The organism is Ruminiclostridium josui JCM 17888 (assembly GCF_000526495.1).
GTDB classification, from domain to species: domain Bacteria; phylum Bacillota; class Clostridia; order Acetivibrionales; family DSM-1351; genus Ruminiclostridium; species Ruminiclostridium josui.
Genome location: NZ_JAGE01000002.1, coordinates 835,191 through 855,659, shown reverse-complemented (window position 1 = coordinate 855,659; position 20,469 = coordinate 835,191). Strand labels below are relative to the sequence as shown.

General features: G+C 34.3%; 22 protein-coding genes and 1 tRNA gene. 20 read left to right on the top strand and 3 right to left on the bottom strand.

The features are described from left to right. Positions 1 to 229: 229 nt before the first annotated feature. Positions 230 to 305: transfer RNA gene (locus K412_RS0120055), tRNA-Trp, on the bottom strand. Between the two features lie 156 nt (positions 306 to 461). Here K412_RS0120055 and K412_RS0120050 point away from each other — a divergent pair. The 18 genes from K412_RS0120050 (at position 462) to K412_RS0119960 (ending at position 17,803) form a co-directional block, all read left to right on the top strand. Further along, a complete protein-coding gene (locus K412_RS0120050) occupies positions 462 to 1,193 on the top strand; it encodes a DUF881 domain-containing protein (RefSeq protein WP_024834750.1) in 732 nt (243 codons plus the stop codon). After that, positions 1,171 to 1,875: a DUF881 domain-containing protein gene (locus K412_RS0120045; protein WP_024834749.1), complete on the top strand. Its 705-nt coding sequence runs from the start codon at positions 1,171 to 1,173 to the stop codon at positions 1,873 to 1,875. The genes K412_RS0120050 and K412_RS0120045 overlap by 23 nt, the downstream gene beginning before the upstream one ends. A gap of 172 nt (positions 1,876 to 2,047) precedes the next feature. Next, positions 2,048 to 2,977, top strand: a complete 930-nt coding sequence (pdaA, locus tag K412_RS0120040; protein WP_024834748.1) for a delta-lactam-biosynthetic de-N-acetylase — start codon at positions 2,048 to 2,050, stop codon at positions 2,975 to 2,977. An 18-nt stretch (positions 2,978 to 2,995) separates the two neighbouring features. Beyond that, entirely contained in the window at positions 2,996 to 3,337 is a 342-nt protein-coding gene (gene yqfC, locus K412_RS0120035) for a sporulation protein YqfC (protein WP_024834747.1), read from the top strand. A gap of 32 nt (positions 3,338 to 3,369) precedes the next feature. Further along, a complete protein-coding gene (gene yqfD / locus K412_RS0120030) occupies positions 3,370 to 4,566 on the top strand; it encodes a sporulation protein YqfD (protein WP_024834746.1) in 1,197 nt (398 codons plus the stop codon). Between the two features lie 6 nt (positions 4,567 to 4,572). Further along, complete coding sequence (locus tag K412_RS0120025; RefSeq protein ID WP_024834745.1) at positions 4,573 to 5,553, top strand: PhoH family protein; 981 nt, start codon at positions 4,573 to 4,575, stop codon at positions 5,551 to 5,553. A gap of 22 nt (positions 5,554 to 5,575) precedes the next feature. Then, positions 5,576 to 7,813, top strand: coding sequence for an HD family phosphohydrolase (locus tag K412_RS0120020; RefSeq protein ID WP_024834744.1), 2,238 nt, complete (start codon positions 5,576 to 5,578; stop codon positions 7,811 to 7,813). Beyond that, the gene (gene ybeY, locus K412_RS0120015; RefSeq protein WP_024834743.1) at positions 7,800 to 8,285 is read left to right on the top strand and encodes an rRNA maturation RNase YbeY; all 486 of its coding nucleotides are present in this window, start codon (positions 7,800 to 7,802) and stop codon (positions 8,283 to 8,285) included. The genes K412_RS0120020 and ybeY overlap by 14 nt, the downstream gene beginning before the upstream one ends. Positions 8,286 to 8,293: 8 nt before the next feature. Then, positions 8,294 to 8,683, top strand: coding sequence for a diacylglycerol kinase family protein (locus K412_RS0120010; RefSeq protein ID WP_024834742.1), 390 nt, complete (start codon positions 8,294 to 8,296; stop codon positions 8,681 to 8,683). A gap of 16 nt (positions 8,684 to 8,699) precedes the next feature. Then, the gene (gene cdd / locus K412_RS0120005) at positions 8,700 to 9,089 is read left to right on the top strand and encodes a cytidine deaminase (protein ID WP_024834741.1); all 390 of its coding nucleotides are present in this window, start codon (positions 8,700 to 8,702) and stop codon (positions 9,087 to 9,089) included. A 19-nt stretch (positions 9,090 to 9,108) separates the two neighbouring features. Further along, complete coding sequence (gene era, locus K412_RS0120000) at positions 9,109 to 10,005, top strand: GTPase Era (protein ID WP_024834740.1); 897 nt, start codon at positions 9,109 to 9,111, stop codon at positions 10,003 to 10,005. Between the two features lie 88 nt (positions 10,006 to 10,093). Next, positions 10,094 to 10,228: a YqzL family protein gene (locus K412_RS22090; RefSeq protein WP_081741838.1), complete on the top strand. Its 135-nt coding sequence runs from the start codon at positions 10,094 to 10,096 to the stop codon at positions 10,226 to 10,228. A 20-nt stretch (positions 10,229 to 10,248) separates the two neighbouring features. Next, complete coding sequence (recO, locus tag K412_RS0119990) at positions 10,249 to 10,998, top strand: DNA repair protein RecO (protein WP_024834739.1); 750 nt, start codon at positions 10,249 to 10,251, stop codon at positions 10,996 to 10,998. Between the two features lie 3 nt (positions 10,999 to 11,001). Next, the gene (gene cls, locus K412_RS0119985) at positions 11,002 to 12,462 is read left to right on the top strand and encodes a cardiolipin synthase (protein ID WP_024834738.1); all 1,461 of its coding nucleotides are present in this window, start codon (positions 11,002 to 11,004) and stop codon (positions 12,460 to 12,462) included. A 490-nt stretch (positions 12,463 to 12,952) separates the two neighbouring features. After that, the gene (locus K412_RS0119975) at positions 12,953 to 13,444 is read left to right on the top strand and encodes an HD domain-containing protein (protein ID WP_024834737.1); all 492 of its coding nucleotides are present in this window, start codon (positions 12,953 to 12,955) and stop codon (positions 13,442 to 13,444) included. Positions 13,445 to 13,497: 53 nt separating this feature from the next. Then, positions 13,498 to 15,249, top strand: a complete 1,752-nt coding sequence (locus K412_RS0119970) for an ABC transporter ATP-binding protein (RefSeq protein WP_024834736.1) — start codon at positions 13,498 to 13,500, stop codon at positions 15,247 to 15,249. Then, on the top strand, positions 15,246 to 16,991 hold the full coding sequence (locus K412_RS0119965; protein ID WP_024834735.1) for an ABC transporter ATP-binding protein: 1,746 nt from the start codon (positions 15,246 to 15,248) through the stop codon (positions 16,989 to 16,991). The genes K412_RS0119970 and K412_RS0119965 overlap by 4 nt, the downstream gene beginning before the upstream one ends. A 23-nt stretch (positions 16,992 to 17,014) precedes the next feature. Further along, positions 17,015 to 17,803, top strand: a complete 789-nt coding sequence (locus K412_RS0119960) for a hypothetical protein (protein WP_024834734.1) — start codon at positions 17,015 to 17,017, stop codon at positions 17,801 to 17,803. 86 nt (positions 17,804 to 17,889) lie between these two features. Here the strand turns inward: K412_RS0119960 and K412_RS0119955 are convergent, their stop codons facing one another. Beyond that, entirely contained in the window at positions 17,890 to 18,093 is a 204-nt protein-coding gene (locus K412_RS0119955) for a DUF896 domain-containing protein (protein ID WP_024834733.1), read from the bottom strand. 163 nt (positions 18,094 to 18,256) lie between these two features. On the opposite strand from K412_RS0119955, the gene K412_RS0119950 reads away from it, so the two are divergent. Both K412_RS0119950 and K412_RS0119945 read left to right on the top strand, forming a co-directional pair. Then, entirely contained in the window at positions 18,257 to 18,724 is a 468-nt protein-coding gene (locus tag K412_RS0119950; RefSeq protein WP_024834732.1) for a chemotaxis protein CheW, read from the top strand. A 161-nt stretch (positions 18,725 to 18,885) separates the two neighbouring features. Then, entirely contained in the window at positions 18,886 to 19,179 is a 294-nt protein-coding gene (locus K412_RS0119945; protein WP_024834731.1) for a YmaF family protein, read from the top strand. Between the two features lie 97 nt (positions 19,180 to 19,276). On the opposite strand, the gene ychF is transcribed toward K412_RS0119945, so the two are convergent. Continuing rightward, positions 19,277 to 20,371 (bottom strand): redox-regulated ATPase YchF, encoded by a 1,095-nt coding sequence (ychF, locus tag K412_RS0119940; RefSeq protein ID WP_024834730.1) that lies wholly within the window; start codon positions 20,369 to 20,371, stop codon positions 19,277 to 19,279. Positions 20,372 to 20,469: the final 98 nt, after the last annotated feature.

Here is a 20,469-nt window from a genome sequence, read left to right as displayed (position 1 = left end):
GATTTCAAATTGTTATCGTGATATAGGAAATATTCCCCATATATTACAATGATACAGCTAAAATTATGATGGGGACTAAAACAAAATAAGGCAGTAACTTTGCAAATGTGAGGCGGTTTGAGTTCGTCAAAAATATGGTTAGTACCCAAATAGTACCCATAAAAAATTATGTTAACTGATTATTAAACATAAGAAAAGCCTAGAACCATTATGGCTCTAAGCTTTTCTTTGGCAGGGGAGACAGGACTTGAACCCGCAGCCGACGGTTTTGGAGACCGCTACTCTACCAATTGCGCTACTCCCCTAAGACGAATATTAGTATACAATAGACTATATAATTTTGTCAATGAAAAACTTAAAAAATAAGTAAAAATGTTTTTCCTTGAAAAAACTGTTTATAAAAAGTAAAATTATATAATAGGAAACCAAGGAGAAATAATAAGTATACAAAAGAGGCTATAATGAAGGTAAAAGACAATTTTATTATTCTATTTATCATATTTGCCATTTTGGGTATGCTAGTTACAGTACAGATAAGAAGTACAGTTAGCATGCAAAAACAATCTGCTCTTACACTTGATTATAACAGGTTAAAAAGTCAACTGGATACAAGAGTTAAAGAAGGAGAGCAGTATAAGGCACAGATAGCAGAACTGGAACAAAAAAAGGAAGATTTTCTAAAAGCTTCTCCAGGAACGAATTCTAGTAACAGCTTGAAAAGTGAGCTGGATTACCTTAAATTTATATCAGGATTAACGGATGTGACCGGGGATGGTATAGTTATAACCTTAAATGATGCAGAAAATCCTGACCCCGAAAGTCAAATGAATTATATAATTCACGATTACGAGATTTATGGTATTATAAATGATTTGAGAGTTGCCGGAGCACAGGCCATAGCAATAAATGATGAAAGGCTTATTGCAACTAGTGAGCAGATTTGCACAGGCCCTACCATAAAAATAAATAAAAACAGGTATGCAGTTCCTTTTGAAATAAAGGCTATTGGTGATCCTGGTAAATTATACTCTGCAATAAAGAACAGTAACGTAGTAAGCGGACTTATACAATATAAAAAGCGTGTTACTGTAGAACAGAAAAATAACATTGTTATACCAAAATTCATGAATGACATCAATGGATTGATTTCCAAGCTGGAGGTAGTAGATAATGAAAACAAAAAGGAGAAGTAGAAACATATCCATAGCGGTAGTTTGTGTAATTCTTGGACTTGCGCTGTCATGGCAGTTTCAAAGTATACGAAATAATGCAAAGGTAATGACATTGGAAAATCAGAAGAAAGATGATCTGGTGGTAAAAATACTGAATGAGCAGAAAAATAATGAGAATTTAAGAGCGAAGCTTAATGAATTACAAACTCAATTATCTAAGTTTGAGAATGCAAGAGGTAACTCAGATGAAAATCTAAAACTTTTGTCAGATGAAATACAAAAGCTGAAAACTGTTGCAGGATTAACCAAAGTTAAAGGCAGAGGGGTTATTGTTACCTTCAGCAAGGACGATGCTTTAAGTGTGGAAGATGATGATCTTTTGTTTGTATTAAATGAACTGAGAGCTACAGATGCCCAGGCACTTTCAATAAATGACCAAAGAATAATTGATACTAGTGAAGTCAGAGGGGCTGGTGGATACATAAATGTTAATGGCAGGCATGTACTTCCACCATATGTAATAAAGGCTATAGTAGATCCTGATGACGCAGTTAATGCATTAAATATGGTAGGAGGGGTTTTTGAGCAAATTAAAGTATTTGTAGATGTCAGTGTTCAGAAATCAGATAATATTGAAATTCCTCCAATAGGTGAAGAGTTAATAAAAACAGATAAACTTAAAGTAGTGGAAAACACCAAATAAACATAAAATTTGTATTGTAAGAATCCTTAGAGAGTGATATAACTCACTTCTTTGAGGATTTTTTTGTTATAGGTAAAAGTTGTTCTAAAAAGGTAGACGAACTATATATAAATATATGAGAAACATTTTTATTTCAGATTTTTACATAACTGTGATGACGGAGGTAATAAGATTGAAAAAAAATAAGGCGATTACCATAATGACTTTGATAGTGTGCGTTACTTTGATTTTTGCATTTTTTATAATAAAGAAACATAGGGATTTAAATTCTTATTCCGAGTTTTCTGATATTGAAGGGGTATACACTTCAAGCAGTAGCAAAGTTGATTTTTCTACTGAGCTGACAGGAAGGCTTGTTGAAGGAAATAGCTTATCTACAGAAGGAAAAGTAGCCGATAAAAGCTCCTATCCAAACGATAAAAAAAGATGCTGGGGAATGGCGAGACAGCCAAATAACCAAATACCAAGAGCTGATCCGGGAACTCCTGAGCTGCTTTCAAAATATGGAGCTAAATATCTTGGAGATGTAAATAAAAAGATAATTTATCTTACATTTGATGAAGGTTATGAAAATGGATATACAGCGCAAATTCTTGATACACTCAGGGATAATAATGTAAAGGCAGCTTTTTTTATAACTGGTCCGTATCTCAAAGAGCATCAGGATTTAGTACGTAGGATGGTTGAGGAAGGACATACTGTTGGAAACCATACAATACATCACCCAAGCCTCCCAGAAAAAAGTGATGCTCAAATCGAAGAGGAAGTGGTGGGGCTGGAGCGTGCATTTACAGAAAAATTTGGTGCAAAAATGAATTTTCTAAGACCACCAAAGGGGGAATACAGTGAACGTACACTGAGTATTACAAGTAAGCTTGGATATTGCAACCTTTTCTGGAGTTTTGCATATGATGACTGGTACAGGGATAAGGTAAGAGGTCCTGAATATACATATAAAGTAGTAATGCGTAATCTTCATAATGGTGAGATTATGTTGCTTCACGCGGTGTCGAAAGATAATGCAGATGCTTTGGGTATGATTATCAAAGGTGCCCGGGAACAAGGCTATGAATTCGGTAATGTTCAGGATTTGGCAAATTAAACGATTAGAGGGTTGGATATGGCGGGGAGAATGAGGTCAGCAGCTAAAAGCAAAAATAATAAAAGAATAAAAACTCCTTCGGTAAAAAGTAATAAATCTACTTTAAGAGAAAAAATTACTGAGATGCTTGAGTTACCTAAAGAGATTGTTTTAAATATGCCTAAACTTGTTATGCTGGGCAACGGGGATGTTATTATCGAAAACTATAAAGGAATAGTAGAGTATGGGGAAGGAGTAATACGTGTGAATACTACGTCCGGGATTATTAAATTAACAGGAACTGATATTTATATTAAAGAAATTACTGCAGAGAATATTATGGTATACGGAAACATACTGTCACTTGAATTCCTAAAGTAATTACTTCAAGGGGAAATACGGGGGTAACGAAAATGTTAATTTGGAGGTTGTGGAATTATATACTTGGATATGTTATTATAATAGTCGAAGGATATTTTTTGGAAAAATTTATTAATATATGTACCCATCGGCAGATTAGACTATGGAATATAAAATGGATTAGCAGTAGCAAGCTGGCTATGAAAATCAGCATAGAAGATTTTAGAAGGCTAAGGCCTGTTGCAAAGAAATCCCGGTGCAGAGTACATATTAACAGTAAAAAGGGTCTTCCCTTTTTAATATATAAATACAAAAACCGAAAGGCATTTATTATCGGTTCAGCTGTATGTATAATTACTTTTTTCATAATATCCTCATTTATATGGGATGTGTCGGTTACCGGAAATGACAAGGTTGCCACAGAAGTTATATTAGAGAAGCTGTCTGAGAACGGAATAAAGCCCGGAGCGTTAAAGTTTAGCATAAATCCTGATAACGTAGTAGATAACATAATGCTTGGGATAAATGATCTCTCAAGGATTAGTGTTTCAGTTCGGGGGACAAGGGTTTTTGTTAATGTTTCTGAAAGGGTAAAACCTCCGGATTTAATAGATAAAAATTTACCATGCGATTTGGTTGCAGCAAAGGATGGTGTTATATACTCAATAGTAGCTAAAGAAGGCCTTGAAACAGTTAAAATTGGTGATACAGTAACAAAAGGCCAGCTGCTTGTTACCGGAACAATAGAGAACGTAAAAAATCCTGAAGCTCCTCCGCTTATGGTGCACTCAATGGGCTCAGTAAAAGCCAGGACATGGTATGAAGCCAGCAGTCAGGTGGAGCAAACCCTTGTTAAAACAAAAAGAACGGGTTTTGAGAAAGATAGGTACTCTCTTGTTTTTTTTACAAAAAAATTCAAATTATTTCATAGAAAAATTCCATATAATAATTCTGAACATGTAGAGGTAAAAAAGAGACTTTGTTTAGGCAAGAATCTTGCTTTACCAGTGGAATGGGTTGTTGATAAATACTATGAGTACGAATTGATACAGGAGAACCTTGATATTGACAGCGCAAAACAACTAGCAGCCGAAAAGGCGTATAAACAAGTACAGGAACAGATACCGCAAGGAGCAGAAATAGCTAAAAAGAATGTATATTATACCGAAAATGATGATGGTAAGATAATTGCCACGGTGATGGTAGAATGTATAGAAGAAATTGGAGTTACACAGATGATAGGAGGCTAATTATATTTGGCGGATATAACTGAGAGAAGTATAGAATTTTTTAAAATTGAACATGCAATGAATATATTTGGTAATTATGATGAAAACATAAAGATTATAGAGGAAGCATTTAAGGTAAAAGTTTTAACACGAGATACATCTATCAGAATAAGTGGCGAGTCCGATAGCGTAAGCAAGGCGGAAACGGTTCTTAACAAGCTTCTTGACATTGCAAAACAAGGACAGTCTATTACTAGGCAAAATGTGTTGTATTTGGTAGGTTTATCTAATGAGAAACAGATAGAAAAGGCGGATGAGATTCTTACAGATTATGTTTGCCTTACTGCAAAGGGAAAGCAGATTAAATATAAAACCCATGGTCAAAAGATTTATGTTGATGCCATTAAAAAGAATGACATAGTCTTTGGTATTGGTCCTGCCGGGACTGGAAAAACTTTTCTGGCTGTGGCCATGGCTGTAACGGCATTCAGAAATAAGGAAGTTGACAGGATTATCCTGACAAGGCCGGCAGTAGAGGCTGGAGAGAAACTTGGATTTTTACCCGGGGATTTACAGAATAAGGTTGACCCATATTTAAGACCTTTATATGATGGGTTATATGAGATTATGGGTGCGGACCTTTATTTAAAGTATCTGGAGCGAGGCATGATTGAGATTGCACCTCTTGCATATATGAGAGGAAGAACATTGGACAATTCATTTATAATATTGGATGAAGCCCAGAATACAACTCCTGAACAGATGAAAATGTTTCTCACAAGAATTGGGTTTAATTCAAAGGCAGTTATTACTGGTGATATTACACAGATTGATTTGCCGGGAGACAAGAAATCAGGCCTCAGAGAGGTTACTAATATACTTGCGGATATAGATGGAATATCATTTGTTAATCTTACAGAAAAAGATGTTGTGAGACATGAACTGGTGCAAAAGATTATAGTCGCATACGATAAACATGATTCGAAACATGATTCAAACAAAAAGTGAGCTTGGATTCGGGGGAAAGCCAATGATAAAAAAGAAGAAAACTAATAGCAGGCTGAAAAAGATTACGAGAAATTTCGCTTTTCAGCGTGCTTTTCTTGTTATTATTACAGTACTGATTTCGTTTATATTAATTCAGACAGGGGCACTGCCTAAGAAATACAGATTAAGTGTAGGGGATGTGTCTACTTATGATATTACTGCACCTAGAGATTTGGTTAACGAGGTTCTGACAGAAAAAAATAGAATCTCTGCAAGAGATAGTGTTGAGCCTGTTACTAAGGAAGATACAAAAGCTTTTGTAGAGGTTATTTATAAGAAAGATGATTTTTTCAAGGCAGTATCATCTGCCAGAGATAGCATTGATAGATATTTAAGACAGCTTGGTGTAAGTACAAACAGCCGGGATTATGATGTCTATTTGAAACAGGCCCGTGAGGAAGCAATAAATAGCCTTACACAGCATGTCTCTCAGCTTAATATACCGTTGTCAGCAGATCAGATAAATTATCTTGTAACCAAAATTTCAGAAACAGAACTTGATAATTTTGAAGAGATTACCCGACAACTTGTCTCGGATGCTATGTCTGAAGAGGTAACTGAAAGCAATCTTGCTATTCATATACATAGGCTGCAAAACAGTTATCAAAGTGAACAGGGAATAAGTCAGGAATTAAAAAACATAGGTAATCAGCTTGTAAAAGCAATATTAAAGCCAAACAGGGTTATAGATGAAGAGGCTACTGCAAAGAAACAGCAGGAGGCCTACAATAATGATGCAAATATTGTGAAAATCAAGAAGGAATCAAGGATTATAAGCTTTGGTGATGTGGTAACTGAGGATAAGCTGCAGCTTCTTGAAGAGCTAAATTTGCTGGAAACAAGAAGTAAATATGATTATCTTTTTTCAATAGGTATTCTTGCAACTATTCTATTTCTTGCAGGATTAGTTATAGTGTTTCTAAAAAAATACAACAATAAAATATATAACGACAGAAAGGACTTGCTATTATTATCCTTAATAGTATCTATAATACTTGTTCTGGCCAGATGTCTCTATCCATACTATGAGGGTCTTGTAATACCCATTTTTGTAGGTACAATGCTGGTCTCAATACTTTTAAATATGGAGCTTGCTGTTGTAATAAACTGTGTACTTACAGTCGGAATTTCTATTATGGTTAAGGGCGACAATAAGTTTTTGATTATGGGCCTAATTTGTGGGGTTATTTCTGCTTTTCTTGTAACAAAAGCAAGCCAACGCAGCAAATTGTCCATGAATGGGATACTGCTTGGGTTGATAAATGTCGTGCTTATAACTGCACTAAACTTTATATACAAAAGTGACCTGCAAACAATAATAACTGACAGCATAGCAGTCTTTCTAAACGGGCTGGTATCAATGGTACTTACTATAGGATTCTTGCCATTTTTAGAAAGTGTTTTTAATATTGTAACGCCATTAAAATTGCTAGAAATTTCTAATCCTAATCATCCGTTGTTAAAAAGATTACTGATAGAAGCACCTGGAACTTATCATCACAGTCTCATGGTAGGAAATTTAGCAGAGATAGCTACGGAGGATATAGGAGGAAATGCTTTATTGTCCAGAGCAGGTGCTTATTTTCATGATGTTGGAAAGTTGAAAAGACCGGACTTTTTTAAAGAGAATCAGATGAACGAAAACCCTCATGACAGGATGACCCCCAATCTTAGTACTCTAGTCATAACATCACATGCCAAGGATGGGGTAGATATTGCTATAAAGTATAAACTTCCTACTGCAATCAGAGATATAATAAAACAGCACCATGGCACAACTCTGGTAGCTTACTTTTATCATAGGGCATTGAAAGCTGGGGGAGAGGAAGAAATAAAGCAGGAGAATTTCAGATATGAAGGTCCAAGACCCCAAACGAAAGAAGCGGCTGTTGTTATGTTGGCTGATTCGGTAGAAGCAGCTGTAAGATCAATGACAGACAAAACGGAAGGGAAAATAGAAGGGTTGATAAGGAAAATAATCAAGGATAAGCTTGATGACGGTCAACTGGATATGTGTCAGCTTACTCTTTCAGACCTTGATACTATAGCGAATTCCTTTATGAGAGTGCTCAGCGGGTATTTCCATGCGAGAGAACAATATCCTGAAATAAAAGAATCGTTGAAAAAGGATATTTTTATTGAGGAAAAGGAAGAGTATAATAAGGAAAAGGATTTGGAAGTTAAAAGGACTGGTGGAGGAAAAAAACTTGATAATAATTGAAAATGAGCAGGACAAAGTCATATTAGACAAAAAAATAGAAAGACTTATAGAAAAAACAATAGAACTGTGTATGAAGTCAGAGAAGCTTGAGAAAGATTACGAAATAAGTGTTTTAATTGTAGATGACGAGGAGATAAGAGATATAAACAAAGAACATAGGAATATAGATAAATCTACAGATGTTCTTTCTTTCCCTATGGTAGATTTTAAAGATGGTAAGCTTATATCTGATGAAGGGGACTATGACCTTGAAATGGGAGAGTTGATTCTGGGAGATATTATTATTTCTGCTGAAACTGCCATGAGACAGGCGGAAGCCTACGGCCACAGTTTTGAAAGAGAGATGGCTTTTCTTACTGCCCATTCCTGTTTTCACCTTTTAGGATATGATCATATGGAAAAGACTGAGGAAGAGGTAATGTTTAAAAAACAAGAGGATATTTTAAAGGAGATTGGACTTCCTAGAGATTGAGGAGTGCTATGAAAAACAGAAATCCTATAGAGAGCTTTAATAATGCTTTTCAAGGTATTTGGTATACTATTGTAAATGAAAGAAACATGAAAATTCATTTGGCAATAGGGACTATTGTAATATTACTGTCCTTGTGGGTTAGGGTTAGCAAAATTGAGTTTACTATTCTATGCCTTACAATAGCAATGGTAATTTGCTTCGAATTGATTAATACAGCTGTAGAAGTTGTAGTTAACATAATAGTTGATGTATACCACCCAAAAGCAAAGATAATTAAAGACGTTTCGGCAGGTGCAGTATTTGTATCGGCAATTTTTAGTATTGTAATAGGATTACTTATTTTGTGGGATAAAGTTATACATAAATTAAGTATGTTACTAGCATATTGTTATAAATAAAAAAGGAGGCATCAAGATGAATGATATGGAGCTAGCATCTTGTGCAAGAAAGGCCATGGATACAGCCTATGTCCCTTATTCTAAATTCAGGGTGGGGGCTGCACTATTAACAGCCTCAGGAAAAGTATATACTGGCTGTAATGTTGAAATAGCTTCTTTTGGCGCAACAAACTGTGCTGAAAGAACTGCAATATTTAAGGCTGTTTCAGAAGAGGGCAGAATAAAGATTGATAAAATCGCTATAGCCAGTGATGACGAGGATTACATATATCCCTGCGGTATTTGCAGGCAAGTAATGGCTGAATTTGCAGATGATGATATGGAATTAATCTGTACTAAAAAAAATGGTGAATATAAAAAAATAAGGCTTGGAGATTTACTTCCAAACGCATTTAGAACATTTTAATAATTTATTGGAGGAGACAATGTCATATAAATCAGGTTTTGTATCAGTAATAGGAAGGCCTAATGTAGGAAAATCAACACTTTTAAATGCGATAACAGGTCAGAAAATTGCAATAATGTCGGACAAACCCCAGACTACAAGAAATACTATAAGAGGTGTAATAACAAATGAAGAATGTCAACTTATATTAATTGATACTCCGGGTATTCACAAACCAAAAACCAAACTAGGTGAATATATGGTAAACGTTGCTTCCGAGACAATAAAGGAAGTTGATTTAGTTCTGTTTTTGGTTGAAGCGAATGCACAACCGGGAGCTCAGGATATTAGCATCATACAACAGTTAAAGCAGGCTAAAACTCCTGTCTTTCTTATACTGAACAAAGTTGATTTAATTAATAAGGAAAAATTGCTGACAATAATAGATAGCTACAATAAACTTATGGACTTTAAGTCAATCATTCCAATTTCGGCATTAAAGAATGATGGTATAGATATAATAATAAAAGAAGCACTAAAACATATTCCAGAGGGACCGCAGTTTTTTTCAGAAGATATGCTTACAGACCAGCCTGAAAAAGTAATAGCTGCTGAAATGATAAGGGAAAAAGTTCTTCTTAATCTTGATGACGAGGTTCCTCACGGTGTTGGTGTGGAAGTTACTTCTTTCAAGGAAAGAGAAGATGGGCTTATAAATATTCAGGCTACTATATACTGCGAAAAAAGTTCCCATAAAGGTATAATTATAGGTAAGCAAGGAAATATGCTTAAAAAAATCGGAAGTGCGGCAAGATACGAAATTGAACGTCTGTTGGATACTAAGGTTTTTCTTGAACTGTGGGTCAAAGTAAAGCCAGACTGGAGAAATAGTGATAATATGCTCAAAACACTGGGTTATAAAACCAGTAAGAAATAAAGGGTATACTCTTGGTGGATTGTGAGAGAATATATTATGTAGAAAAAATAATTCTAACAGAATATTTATGCCAAGGGGGATGACATTTATGTTACTGGACTTTGTATGGAATGTTTTTAAAACAACAGGAAGTATTGATTCTTATGTTCTGATGAAAGAGATCGAAGAAAAGTTTAAGTCTGAGACAGCAGAGAATGTCATGCAAGAGGAAACAGAAGTTTAAGCAACAAATCGGGGTTAATAATGAGTTATGTTAATTATAAGGGAGTAGTTATTAAAGAAGTAAATACCGGTGAAGCTGACAAAATCATAACGGTACTTACTGCTGAAGAAGGTAAAATATCAATAGCTGCAAAGAATGCAAGAAGAGCTAAAAGTTCATTGAGTGCAGGGTCACAGCTTTTTGCCTATAGTGAATATATGTTGTTTAAAGGAAAAGAACTTTACAACATGTCAAGCTGTCAGGTAATAGAGCCGAATTATGAAATAAGAAATGATATTGAAAAACTGACATACTGCTCTCATATACTTGAGTTGATTTCGGATAATGTTCAGGAGGGAGAACCATCGGAAGAGGTTCTTCGGCTTTTATTAAACACACTCTACGTAATATCCAAAACCAACCGTCCACTAAAACTTGTAACCAGAGTTTTTGAATTAAGGCTCATGTCCCTGTTGGGATATGAGCCCCATGTTATAAGTTGTGTATACTGTAAAAAAGCACAGGATGAGAATATGTACTTTGATTTTGACAGTTCGGGTCTGGTTTGTAAGGATTGCTCAAATCCAAAGTCAAGGTCTATATCTCTGCTGCCGGGTACAGTCAAAGCGTTAAAATATATAATATTTAGCAGCCCTCAAAAGCTGTTTAATTTTTCACTTTCCCAGGAATCAATAAAAGAATTAGGGGAAATATCTAAAAGATACATAAAGGAGCATATCGGAAAAGAGTACAGAAAACTTGATTATCTGAAACAATTAAAGCTGGAGTGAGATATGAATACTAACTTATATTCAGCACTTTCGTTAATTATAATAATATCAAACACTTTTTTTGTTATAACAGCACTCTTTTTTGAAAGAAAAAAGCCTGTTCGTGCTTTGAGTTGGATTTTAGCCCTTACTCTACTGCCTGTAGCAGGCTTATTATTATATCTGATATTTGGTAGGCCATTAAATTTAAAAAAGAAGAAATTTCATATAAAAAATCATAAAGACGTTGAGTACAGTAGAGAGATTTACCAAACGTTAGGTACTGTTTCATATGATGAAACCATGTTTGAGGAATCCTATAATCATTATGTAAAGCAGCTCATAAACTTTAATATTAATTTGTCCCAAAGTCCTTTTACAAATGACAACAAAGTAGAGATATTCACTTACACTCAGGATAAATACGATTCTCTGTTAAGGGATATAGAAGGTGCTGAAACTTCTATTCATATGCTTTATTTCATTATTAAAAACGATAAAATCGGTACAAAGATAATAAACGCTCTTGCTAAAAAAGCAAAACAAGGTGTTGTTGTAAGAGTACTATTCGATCATGGGCAAAATCTTTTTTTTCCGTATAGAGCATTTAAAACTATTATAGATAACGGAGGAGAGGTACTAAGTTTCTTTTCAAATTCAATAGACAACTACCTTAAAGTCAACTATAGAAATCACAGGAAGATAGTGGTCATTGACGGAAAGATAGGATATGTTGGAGGAATTAATATAGGTGATGAATATCTGGGATTGCACAAAAGAATCAAGCCTTGGAGGGATACTCATCTAAAAATAACAGGAAGCAGCGTTTATTGCCTTCAACTTAGGTTTATGACTGATTGGTTGTATGCTTCCAAAAAAGAAGTGGACTTTGGAAGGTTGGATATGTACTTTAAACCAATCAAAAAAGAAGAATGTGGAAATGTAGCTATTCAAATGGTGTCAAGCGGACCCGATACCAATGCAGAGGAGATAAAGAGGGGCATGATAAAAATGATTAATTCTGCAAAATACTCCATTCTCATTCAAACCCCTTATTTTGTCCCGGATGATTCATTTCTTGAGGCTATTCAAAATGCTGCAATGTCGGGAGTAAATGTGATTATACAGATACCTGAAGTACCTGACAAAAGAGTTGTGTATAAGGTAACAACATCCTATATTGAAGACGTTATGGATTTTGGAGTAAAGGTTTACCTATATCCAGGTTTTTTACATTCAAAAATGATAGTAATAGACGATACTTGCTGTTCTATAGGTTCTACAAATATGGATATGAGAAGTTTTTCATTGGATTTTGAAATCAATGCATTTATGTACGGCCGTGAAATTACTGATAAATGTTCAAGGATATTCTACAATGACCTTAATATATGCAAGGAGGTAACTGAAGAAGATTATAAAAAAAGGGGCACAGTGTCAAAAATGTTGGAAAGCCTTTGCAGGCTATTATCACCACTTCTCTAATAAATACTTTTTTTAGAAAAAGTTACAAATAAGACACAAATAAAACATATTTATTATTTATACTAGGAAACGTAGATGTGTTTTAGAATATTTGAATGCTTTAGAGGAGGGAGTATTCTTGAATAAAAAGATACTTGGATTAATTATTATGCTTCTCGCAGTAGTATTTCTTCTTTGGGGATGGAATAATATAGCCTGATATAATCAAAGTGGTTATATCAGGTATCTCCTTACAAAAGGTATCTTAGGTAAAATTATATAAACCAAAAGACCAATCCCTAGATTCATTAAATTAAGAAAAGGTATAGAAATAGCGGGATTGGCAATAGTACTCTCAATTTTAAGTCCTCTATAAGCTATGTTAAGGAAATCATGAAAAAGATAAACACAAAAGCTCTCCTGTGAAATTTTCTATTATGTGCATTGTTTTTCAAATATCAATGAAATATAATTGATAGAAATGGGTAAATTCGACTAAAGGGGGACAAATATGATACTAAATTCGGACAAAATAATAAAGGAAATGATAAACTATTTTAACAAAGATGTTAAACGTGTTAACCATGCTTTAAAGGTTTATAGCTTTTGTAATACTATAGGCGCATTAGAGCAGCTTGATGATAAAGAATTGCTGATTGTAAACCTTTCTGGAATACTTCACGATATAGGAATCAAAGAGGCTGAAAAAAAGTATAATTCATCTGCGGGACCATATCAGGAAAAGGAAGGACCTGCAATAGCTAAAGCGATAATGAATAAATACCATATAGATAATGATATTATTGAACGGGTTTGTTATATAATAGGACATCACCACAGTTATAATAAAATAGATGGAATAGATTTTCAAATACTGGTTGAAGCGGATTTCCTCGTGAACATATATGAAGATGACATGGATAGAAATGCTGTAACTGCTGTTAGAAATAAGTACTTTAAAACAAAAACTGGTTTAGCAATACTTGAAGACATGTATCTTTAGTTAGTTGTAATTTTGGGAAAATAAGTTAACGTAAAATTGGAGGAAGTTATTCATTGTTTAAATTAATAAAATATTTAAAGCCATATCTCAAACAAGTTGTTTTAGGTCCGGCATTTAAATTGTTTGAAGCAATACTTGAATTAACAATACCTTTATTAATGGCAAAACTCATTGACAATGGTGTAAAAGCAAACAATCCATCATATGTATACATGATGGGAGGGATAATGGTTGCAATCGCCATAACTGGAGCTGGTTCTGCATATATATGCCAGTATTATGCATCTATAGCTTCACAAGGGTTTGGAACATCAATGAGAAACCTTTTATTTAAAAAAATACAAGAATATTCCTTTAATGAACTTGATAAAATAGGAACTCCTTCTCTCATAAATAGAATAACCAGTGATGTAAATCAGCTCCAGTTTGCGGTGGCTATGCTAATAAGACTTGTAGTCAGAGTTCCTTTTCTTTGCATTGGTGGTTTGATAATGGCGATGACCATCAACTTTAAGCTGTCCGTAATACTATTTATAACAATGCCATTGTTTGCAGTGGTTATATATTTAATAATGTCAAGAACAATACCGCTCTATAAAGCAGTACAGAAAAAGCTTGATATATTGTCAGTAATAATACGTGAAAATTTGTCCGGAGTCCGAGTAATACGTGCATTTGCAAAACTGGACAAGGAAAGAGAACGTTTTTCAAAAGGTAACACCCAGTATGCAGATATGTCTATAAGTGTAGGTAAGGTTTCAGCACTTCTAAATCCGGCTACAACGGTTATAGTTAACCTTGGTGTTGCTGCAATACTATGGTTTGGCGGAATACAGGTATATCATGGTACAATGACTCAAGGTGAAATAATTGCTTATATCAACTATATAAATATGATTCTTTCCGCACTTATTGTATTTGCAAATTTGGTTGTTACATTTACAAAAGCAGCAGCTTCAGCAAACAGGGTAAATGAGATATTGGAGACTCAGCCTTCTGTAGTGGACAGATTAGACAATGAATTAGGTGTTCAGTCTATATGTGACGATTCAAATGGTAAACCATTGATTGACTTCAGAAATGTACAATTTACATATGATGAAGCCTCCGAATACGCTTTGAAAAATATTTCATTTGAAATAAAAAGTGGACAAACAGTAGGTATAATAGGTTCTACCGGGTCAGGAAAATCCACACTTATAAACCTTATTGCCAGATTTTATGATACTACGGATGGCCAAATTTTGATAAACGGATTAGATATTAGGAATATCAAACAACAGGAGTTAAGACAAAAAATAGGACTTGTTCCTCAGAAATCAGTGCTATTTTCAGGAACTATCGAGGAAAACATAAAGTGGGGAAATGAGCAGGCACATGAAAAGGATATTTATTGGGCTGCCGAAATTGCACAGGCAATGGAATTTATAAAGCAAAAACCTGAGGGCATTAAGACTCACATTACCCAGGGCGGAGGGAATCTTTCAGGTGGGCAGAAACAGAGACTTGCAATTGCAAGGGCGGTGGTCAAAAGGCCTGAAATACTTATTTTGGATGACAGTACAAGTGCTTTGGATTATGCTACAGATGCAGCTTTAAGAAGACAAATCAAGGATAATCTCAAAGGGCTTACAATAATAATGGTAACACAAAGAGTAGCTGCAATCAGAGACGCAGATATAATTATAGTAATGGAAGACGGAGAAATAGCAGGAATAGGTAAAAATGAAGAATTGCTGGAATCTTGCGCTGTTTATCAAGAAATATACTATTCACAAAGAAAAAGCGAGGTAGCTAAGTCATGAAAAGTGATGCCGTTAAACGCCTCTGCAGATACATTTTAATCCATAAGGCATATCTGTTGGGAGCAGTGCTATTTGCAGCATTAAGTAATATACTTATGGTAGCAGGTCCATTTATAATAGGTAAAGGTGTTGATGCTATTGTTGGACAAGGGCAGGTGGATTTCAAAAGTATACTAAATATTGTTATAATTATAGTAATTTTGTATCTAGTAAGTGCTTTTTTTCAATGGAGTTTGCAGGTAATTACGGCTGTATTGTCAAATAAAACAGTAGAGAAGTTGAGAAAAGATGCATTTGACCATATTCTCAAAATGCCTTTACGGTTTTTTGATCAAAAGCCCCATGGAGATATAATGGGCAGGCTAACAAATGACATGGAAAATATAAGTGAAGGGATATATCAGTCTGTTACTCAGTTTTTTACTGGTATAATATCCATTGTGGGTTCACTTATTTTTATGTTTGTTTTGAATCCTTGGATTACACTTATAGTAATTGTAATGACACCTGTTACATTTTTAATCGCATCATTTATAACAAGGCGTTCATCAAAAATGTTTAAGGAACAGTCAAAGGTTAATGGCGAGTTAAATGGTTATATTGAAGAGATTATAGGAAATCAGAAGGTTGTAAAAGCATTCAATTATGAGGAAAGAGCTCAGAAGAAATTTGAGGAAATTAACGGACGTTTGTATACCTGTGGAAGATGGGCACAGTTTTATTCATCCTTAGTAAACCCGTCTACCCGTTTGGTAAACAATATAACATATGTTTTACTTGGAATGACGGGTGGTATAGCTGCACTGGCCGGCAGGTTAAGTATCGGTTATATTTCTAGCTTTCTGACATATTCAACCTACTTTTCTCAACCCATAAACAATGTAACAAGTGTAACTACTCAGATACAGAGTGCTATTGCTTCTGCAGAAAGAGTTTTTGCGGTAATGGATGAAAAAGTTGAGAAACGGGCTGATATTACAGAGATTGAATTAAAGAAAACTAACGGCAATGTTAGATTCGACGATGTTTCATTTTCTTATGTTAAGGAAAAGCCTTTGATACAAGACTTTAACCTTAATGTTAAGGAAGGCCAGAGGATTGCAATAGTTGGACCAACAGGTTCAGGAAAAACAACTCTTGTTAATCTGTTAATGCGTTTTTACGAAACCGATAAAGGGAATATATATATTGATGATAAAAGTATAAGCAAAATATCAAAAGACAGTCTTAGACAGTCTTTTGGAATGGTTCTTCAGGACACATGGCTTTTTGCGGGGACAATCCGTGAAAACATAGCATATGGAAAACCTGAAGCTACTGATGAAGAAGTAAAAAAAGCTGCAGTTTCAGCAAATGCACACAGCTTTATCAAGAGACTTCCAAAAGGTTATGAAACAGAGTTGACAGAGGGTGGAGGTAACTTGTCACAGGGCCAAAGACAGCTATTGACTATTGCAAGAGTTATGTTGGTTATTCCTCCTATGCTAATATTGGATGAGGCTACCAGCAGTGTTGATACAAGAACGGAGTTAAATATACAGAAAGCTTTTTTGAAAATGATGGAAGGAAGGACAAGCTTTATAATTGCCCATCGTCTTTCAACCATTAAAGAAGCGGATGTTATACTTGTTATGAATAATGGAAGGATTGTTGAACAGGGAAGTCATGAAGACTTACTGAAAAAGAATGGATTTTATCAAAAATTATATTTAAGTCAATATGAGAATAATCAGAGTGACTAAATAATAAAGATAGGTGTTGCTAAGTGAATAAATTAATTGAACTATACATATTAAATAGGAAACTTTTGGCAGAAGCTTTAGTTGAGAAGGATTACATGATGCTGTATGAGGCTGAAATTCTTAAAAATGAATTTGTAGCCAAACTTGGAGAACCAAGGTATGAGCTTCATAAACTTGAACTTGCTATTGCCAGAAACAAACTAAAACTAGAAATGATAGAAACATGTGAAAAATTTAAAATACCAATAGACTTTTCATACATTGACAGAGAATTGGAAAAGGAATTTAAAAAGCACTACGAAGTACTTAAAAAAATGCGTTTAGAAATAGAGTACGTTCATTCAATAGACTATGCAATGGAAAAGAAGAGACGTGAAAGTGAATTGGAAATGAAGGAAATATATCTGGAAATAGCAAGTTATATTCATCCTGAGTTGGAAATGAATCAAGATAAAAGTAAAAAAAGAACCTGGAAGACAGTAGAAAAGGCATATAAACAGGGAGACATAGAAAAACTTAAAAAGCTTCATAAAAAAGTTATTAAAGATTTTGCCCATATAAGCGAAAAATATGAAGATTTGGAAAAACAGATTACTGCAATTAAAGAGCGAAGAGAAGCAGTTCAGAATGAGATACAGGCTATAAGGAATAGTTTTCCTTTTTCAGAATCAGATATGCTCGATGATGAAGTTGCTGTTATGAAATTCAGGGATGATATGGACACGGATATAAGGACTGCAAAAGAGGTACTGGATAAATTAGAAAAAAAGGTACTAGAGAAGTTGCCTCCCATGGGGAAATATATAAATTAAAGCTTACAGGACATAAACTAAACCGGGAAAGGTGTTACTATACCCTGTTCCCGGTTTATTGCTAATAAACCCGAATATTTAAGAAATTAATTGTCCTTTCTAAGACTTCTTCTGTTTCCGTTAGCGTCAACAATAACTGTGTTGTCAAGCGTAGCCTTTAAATTGGCACGAAATGCTTCGATATATTCTTTTCTTAGCTTATCTCTTTCAGCTAACTCAGAACTCGTAAGAGAACCCGATTTTGCCTTTCTTGCTAACTCATTCAATCGTTCAATTCTACTCTTTTCCATAAATATAACCAATCCTTATAAATCATTTTGCATAAAACACAAGAGTATTATAACAAAAAAATTTTGATTATAAAAGAATCTATCAATATTTCTTTAAAAAGCTTATTCGGTGTGATAATATAAATATGGCAGAGTTTAATTTATTCTTCGGGGGGTTGGAAAAATGAACGACATACAGGTTGTAGTATTTGAATTGAACAATGAGCTTTGTAGTGTGGAGACTTCAATTGTCTATAAAATAGAGAAATATGGATCAATATCACTAGTTCCACAAATGCCCGATTATATCAAAGGAATATATAATCTAAGAGGAAAAGTAGTTCCCGTGGTAGACCTTAATAAGAGATTTAATTTAGGAGAATCAGAGGTAACAAAAAAGACAAAGATAATAATAACTGAAAAGGATGATCAATTATACGGATTTATGGTAAACAATGTTACTGAAATAATAAATCTAAATGAGAATTCTGTTGATAGGTCTGAAGCAGTTATAAAATTAAACAGCAAGAAATATATAAAAGGTATAGGTAAAAATGACGGGAAGCTTTTTTCAATAATTGATTTAAATGAAATTTTAAATAGCGAAGAGATAGAAGAGGTAACAACGGCACTTTCAGAAAATGAAAATTAAAATATATTGTTTACATAACAAAACCCGAAAACATAAATTCGGGTTTTTTGTTTTTCTAAAATGTGTAACAAAAAGAAATATGTAAACATAAAATAGTATCAAGCGGTTAACTTATGTAATCTTGTCCGCATATGAATTATAAAGGAGGGAAACAAGGTAATATGGGAAATACGCTTCACTCACATAGTTTTGCCGGAAAGACTTCAAATAATAAAGGACACGTTCATCAATATTCCGGCAATACTAATGAAACTAGTGACCAGATAGGGCATATACACTATATTGAAGGATCAACTACGTTAGAAGATGGTCATGTTCATCATTATAGAATTGCCACTAGTCCTGCTATTTATGTATACGGTGGACATTATCATGTCTATATGGGAAATGCAGATTTTACAAAAAATCATGTTCAGATTATAGCAGGAGACACATCCTTCCTTAAGAAAAATTAATGTTTACAGGGGATTTATACGGTGCAGAATAAGCAATGGTGAATATAAAGGTAAAACCTGCTGTTTTTAATAAACAGCAGGTTTTATAATTGTAAAATTAAACATTAAATCTGAATAATGTAACATCTCCGTCTTGCATCACATATTCTTTACCTTCGGAACGAACCAGACCTTTTTCCTTTGCAACGGTATATGAACCACAGCTAATTAAATCATCATAAGCTACAATTTCAGCTCTGATAAAACCTCTTTCAAAATCACTATGGATTTTTCCTGCAGCCTGAGGTGCTTTAGTTCCTTTTGTAATAGTCCATGCTCTTACTTCCTGTGGACCGGCAGTCAAATAGCTTATAAGTCCCAAAATTTTGTAACTTGCTTTAATAAGCTTGTCCAGACCTGATTCTTCCAATCCCATAGCTTCGAGAAAGTCAGCTTTTTCAGCATCATCCAGCTGAGCAATTTCTTCCTCAATCTTTGCACAAATTACCATAACTTCTGAATTTTCTTCAGCAGCTACTTCTTTAAGCTCCGCAAGGAATCTGTTGTTATCCAGAGAAGATAGGTCTTCTTCGGAAACATTTGCAGCATAAAGAACAGGTTTTATTGTTATAAGAAACAACTGGTCAACCAACTGCTGTTGCTCTTGATCAAAAGACATTGACCTTACTGGTTTTCCGCTTTCAAGGTGTGCCTTTATGGATTCGTAAAGCTCCAATTCAACCTGAAATTTTTTGTCTCCTGACTTAAGCATTTTTTTTGTTCTGTCGATTCTTCTCTCTATCATTTCAAGGTCTGAGAAAATCAATTCAAGGTTAATTGTTTCAATGTCCCTTTTTGGACCGATGGAACCGTCAACATGAACAATATTGCTATCCTCAAAACATCTTACAACATGAACTATTGAATCAACTTCTCTTATGTGAGAAAGGAATTTATTTCCCAATCCTTCACCTTTGCTTGCACCTTTAACAAGTCCTGCAATGTCAACAAATTCGATTACAGTAGGGGTTACTTTTTCAGGGTTATACATTTTTGCAAGCATGTCCAGTCTTTCGTCAGGAACAGCTACAATTCCAACATTTGGTTCAATAGTACAAAACGGATAATTTGCACTTTCTGCACCTGCTTTTGTTATAGCATTAAAAAGGGTGCTTTTTCCTACGTTAGGTAGTCCTACAATTCCTAATTTCATTTATATATCTATCCTCTCATGGTTTGTAACATCAAAAAATACCATAAGAATTATATACTATATGATTTTTCATTGCAATAATATTAAAGTTTATGCAT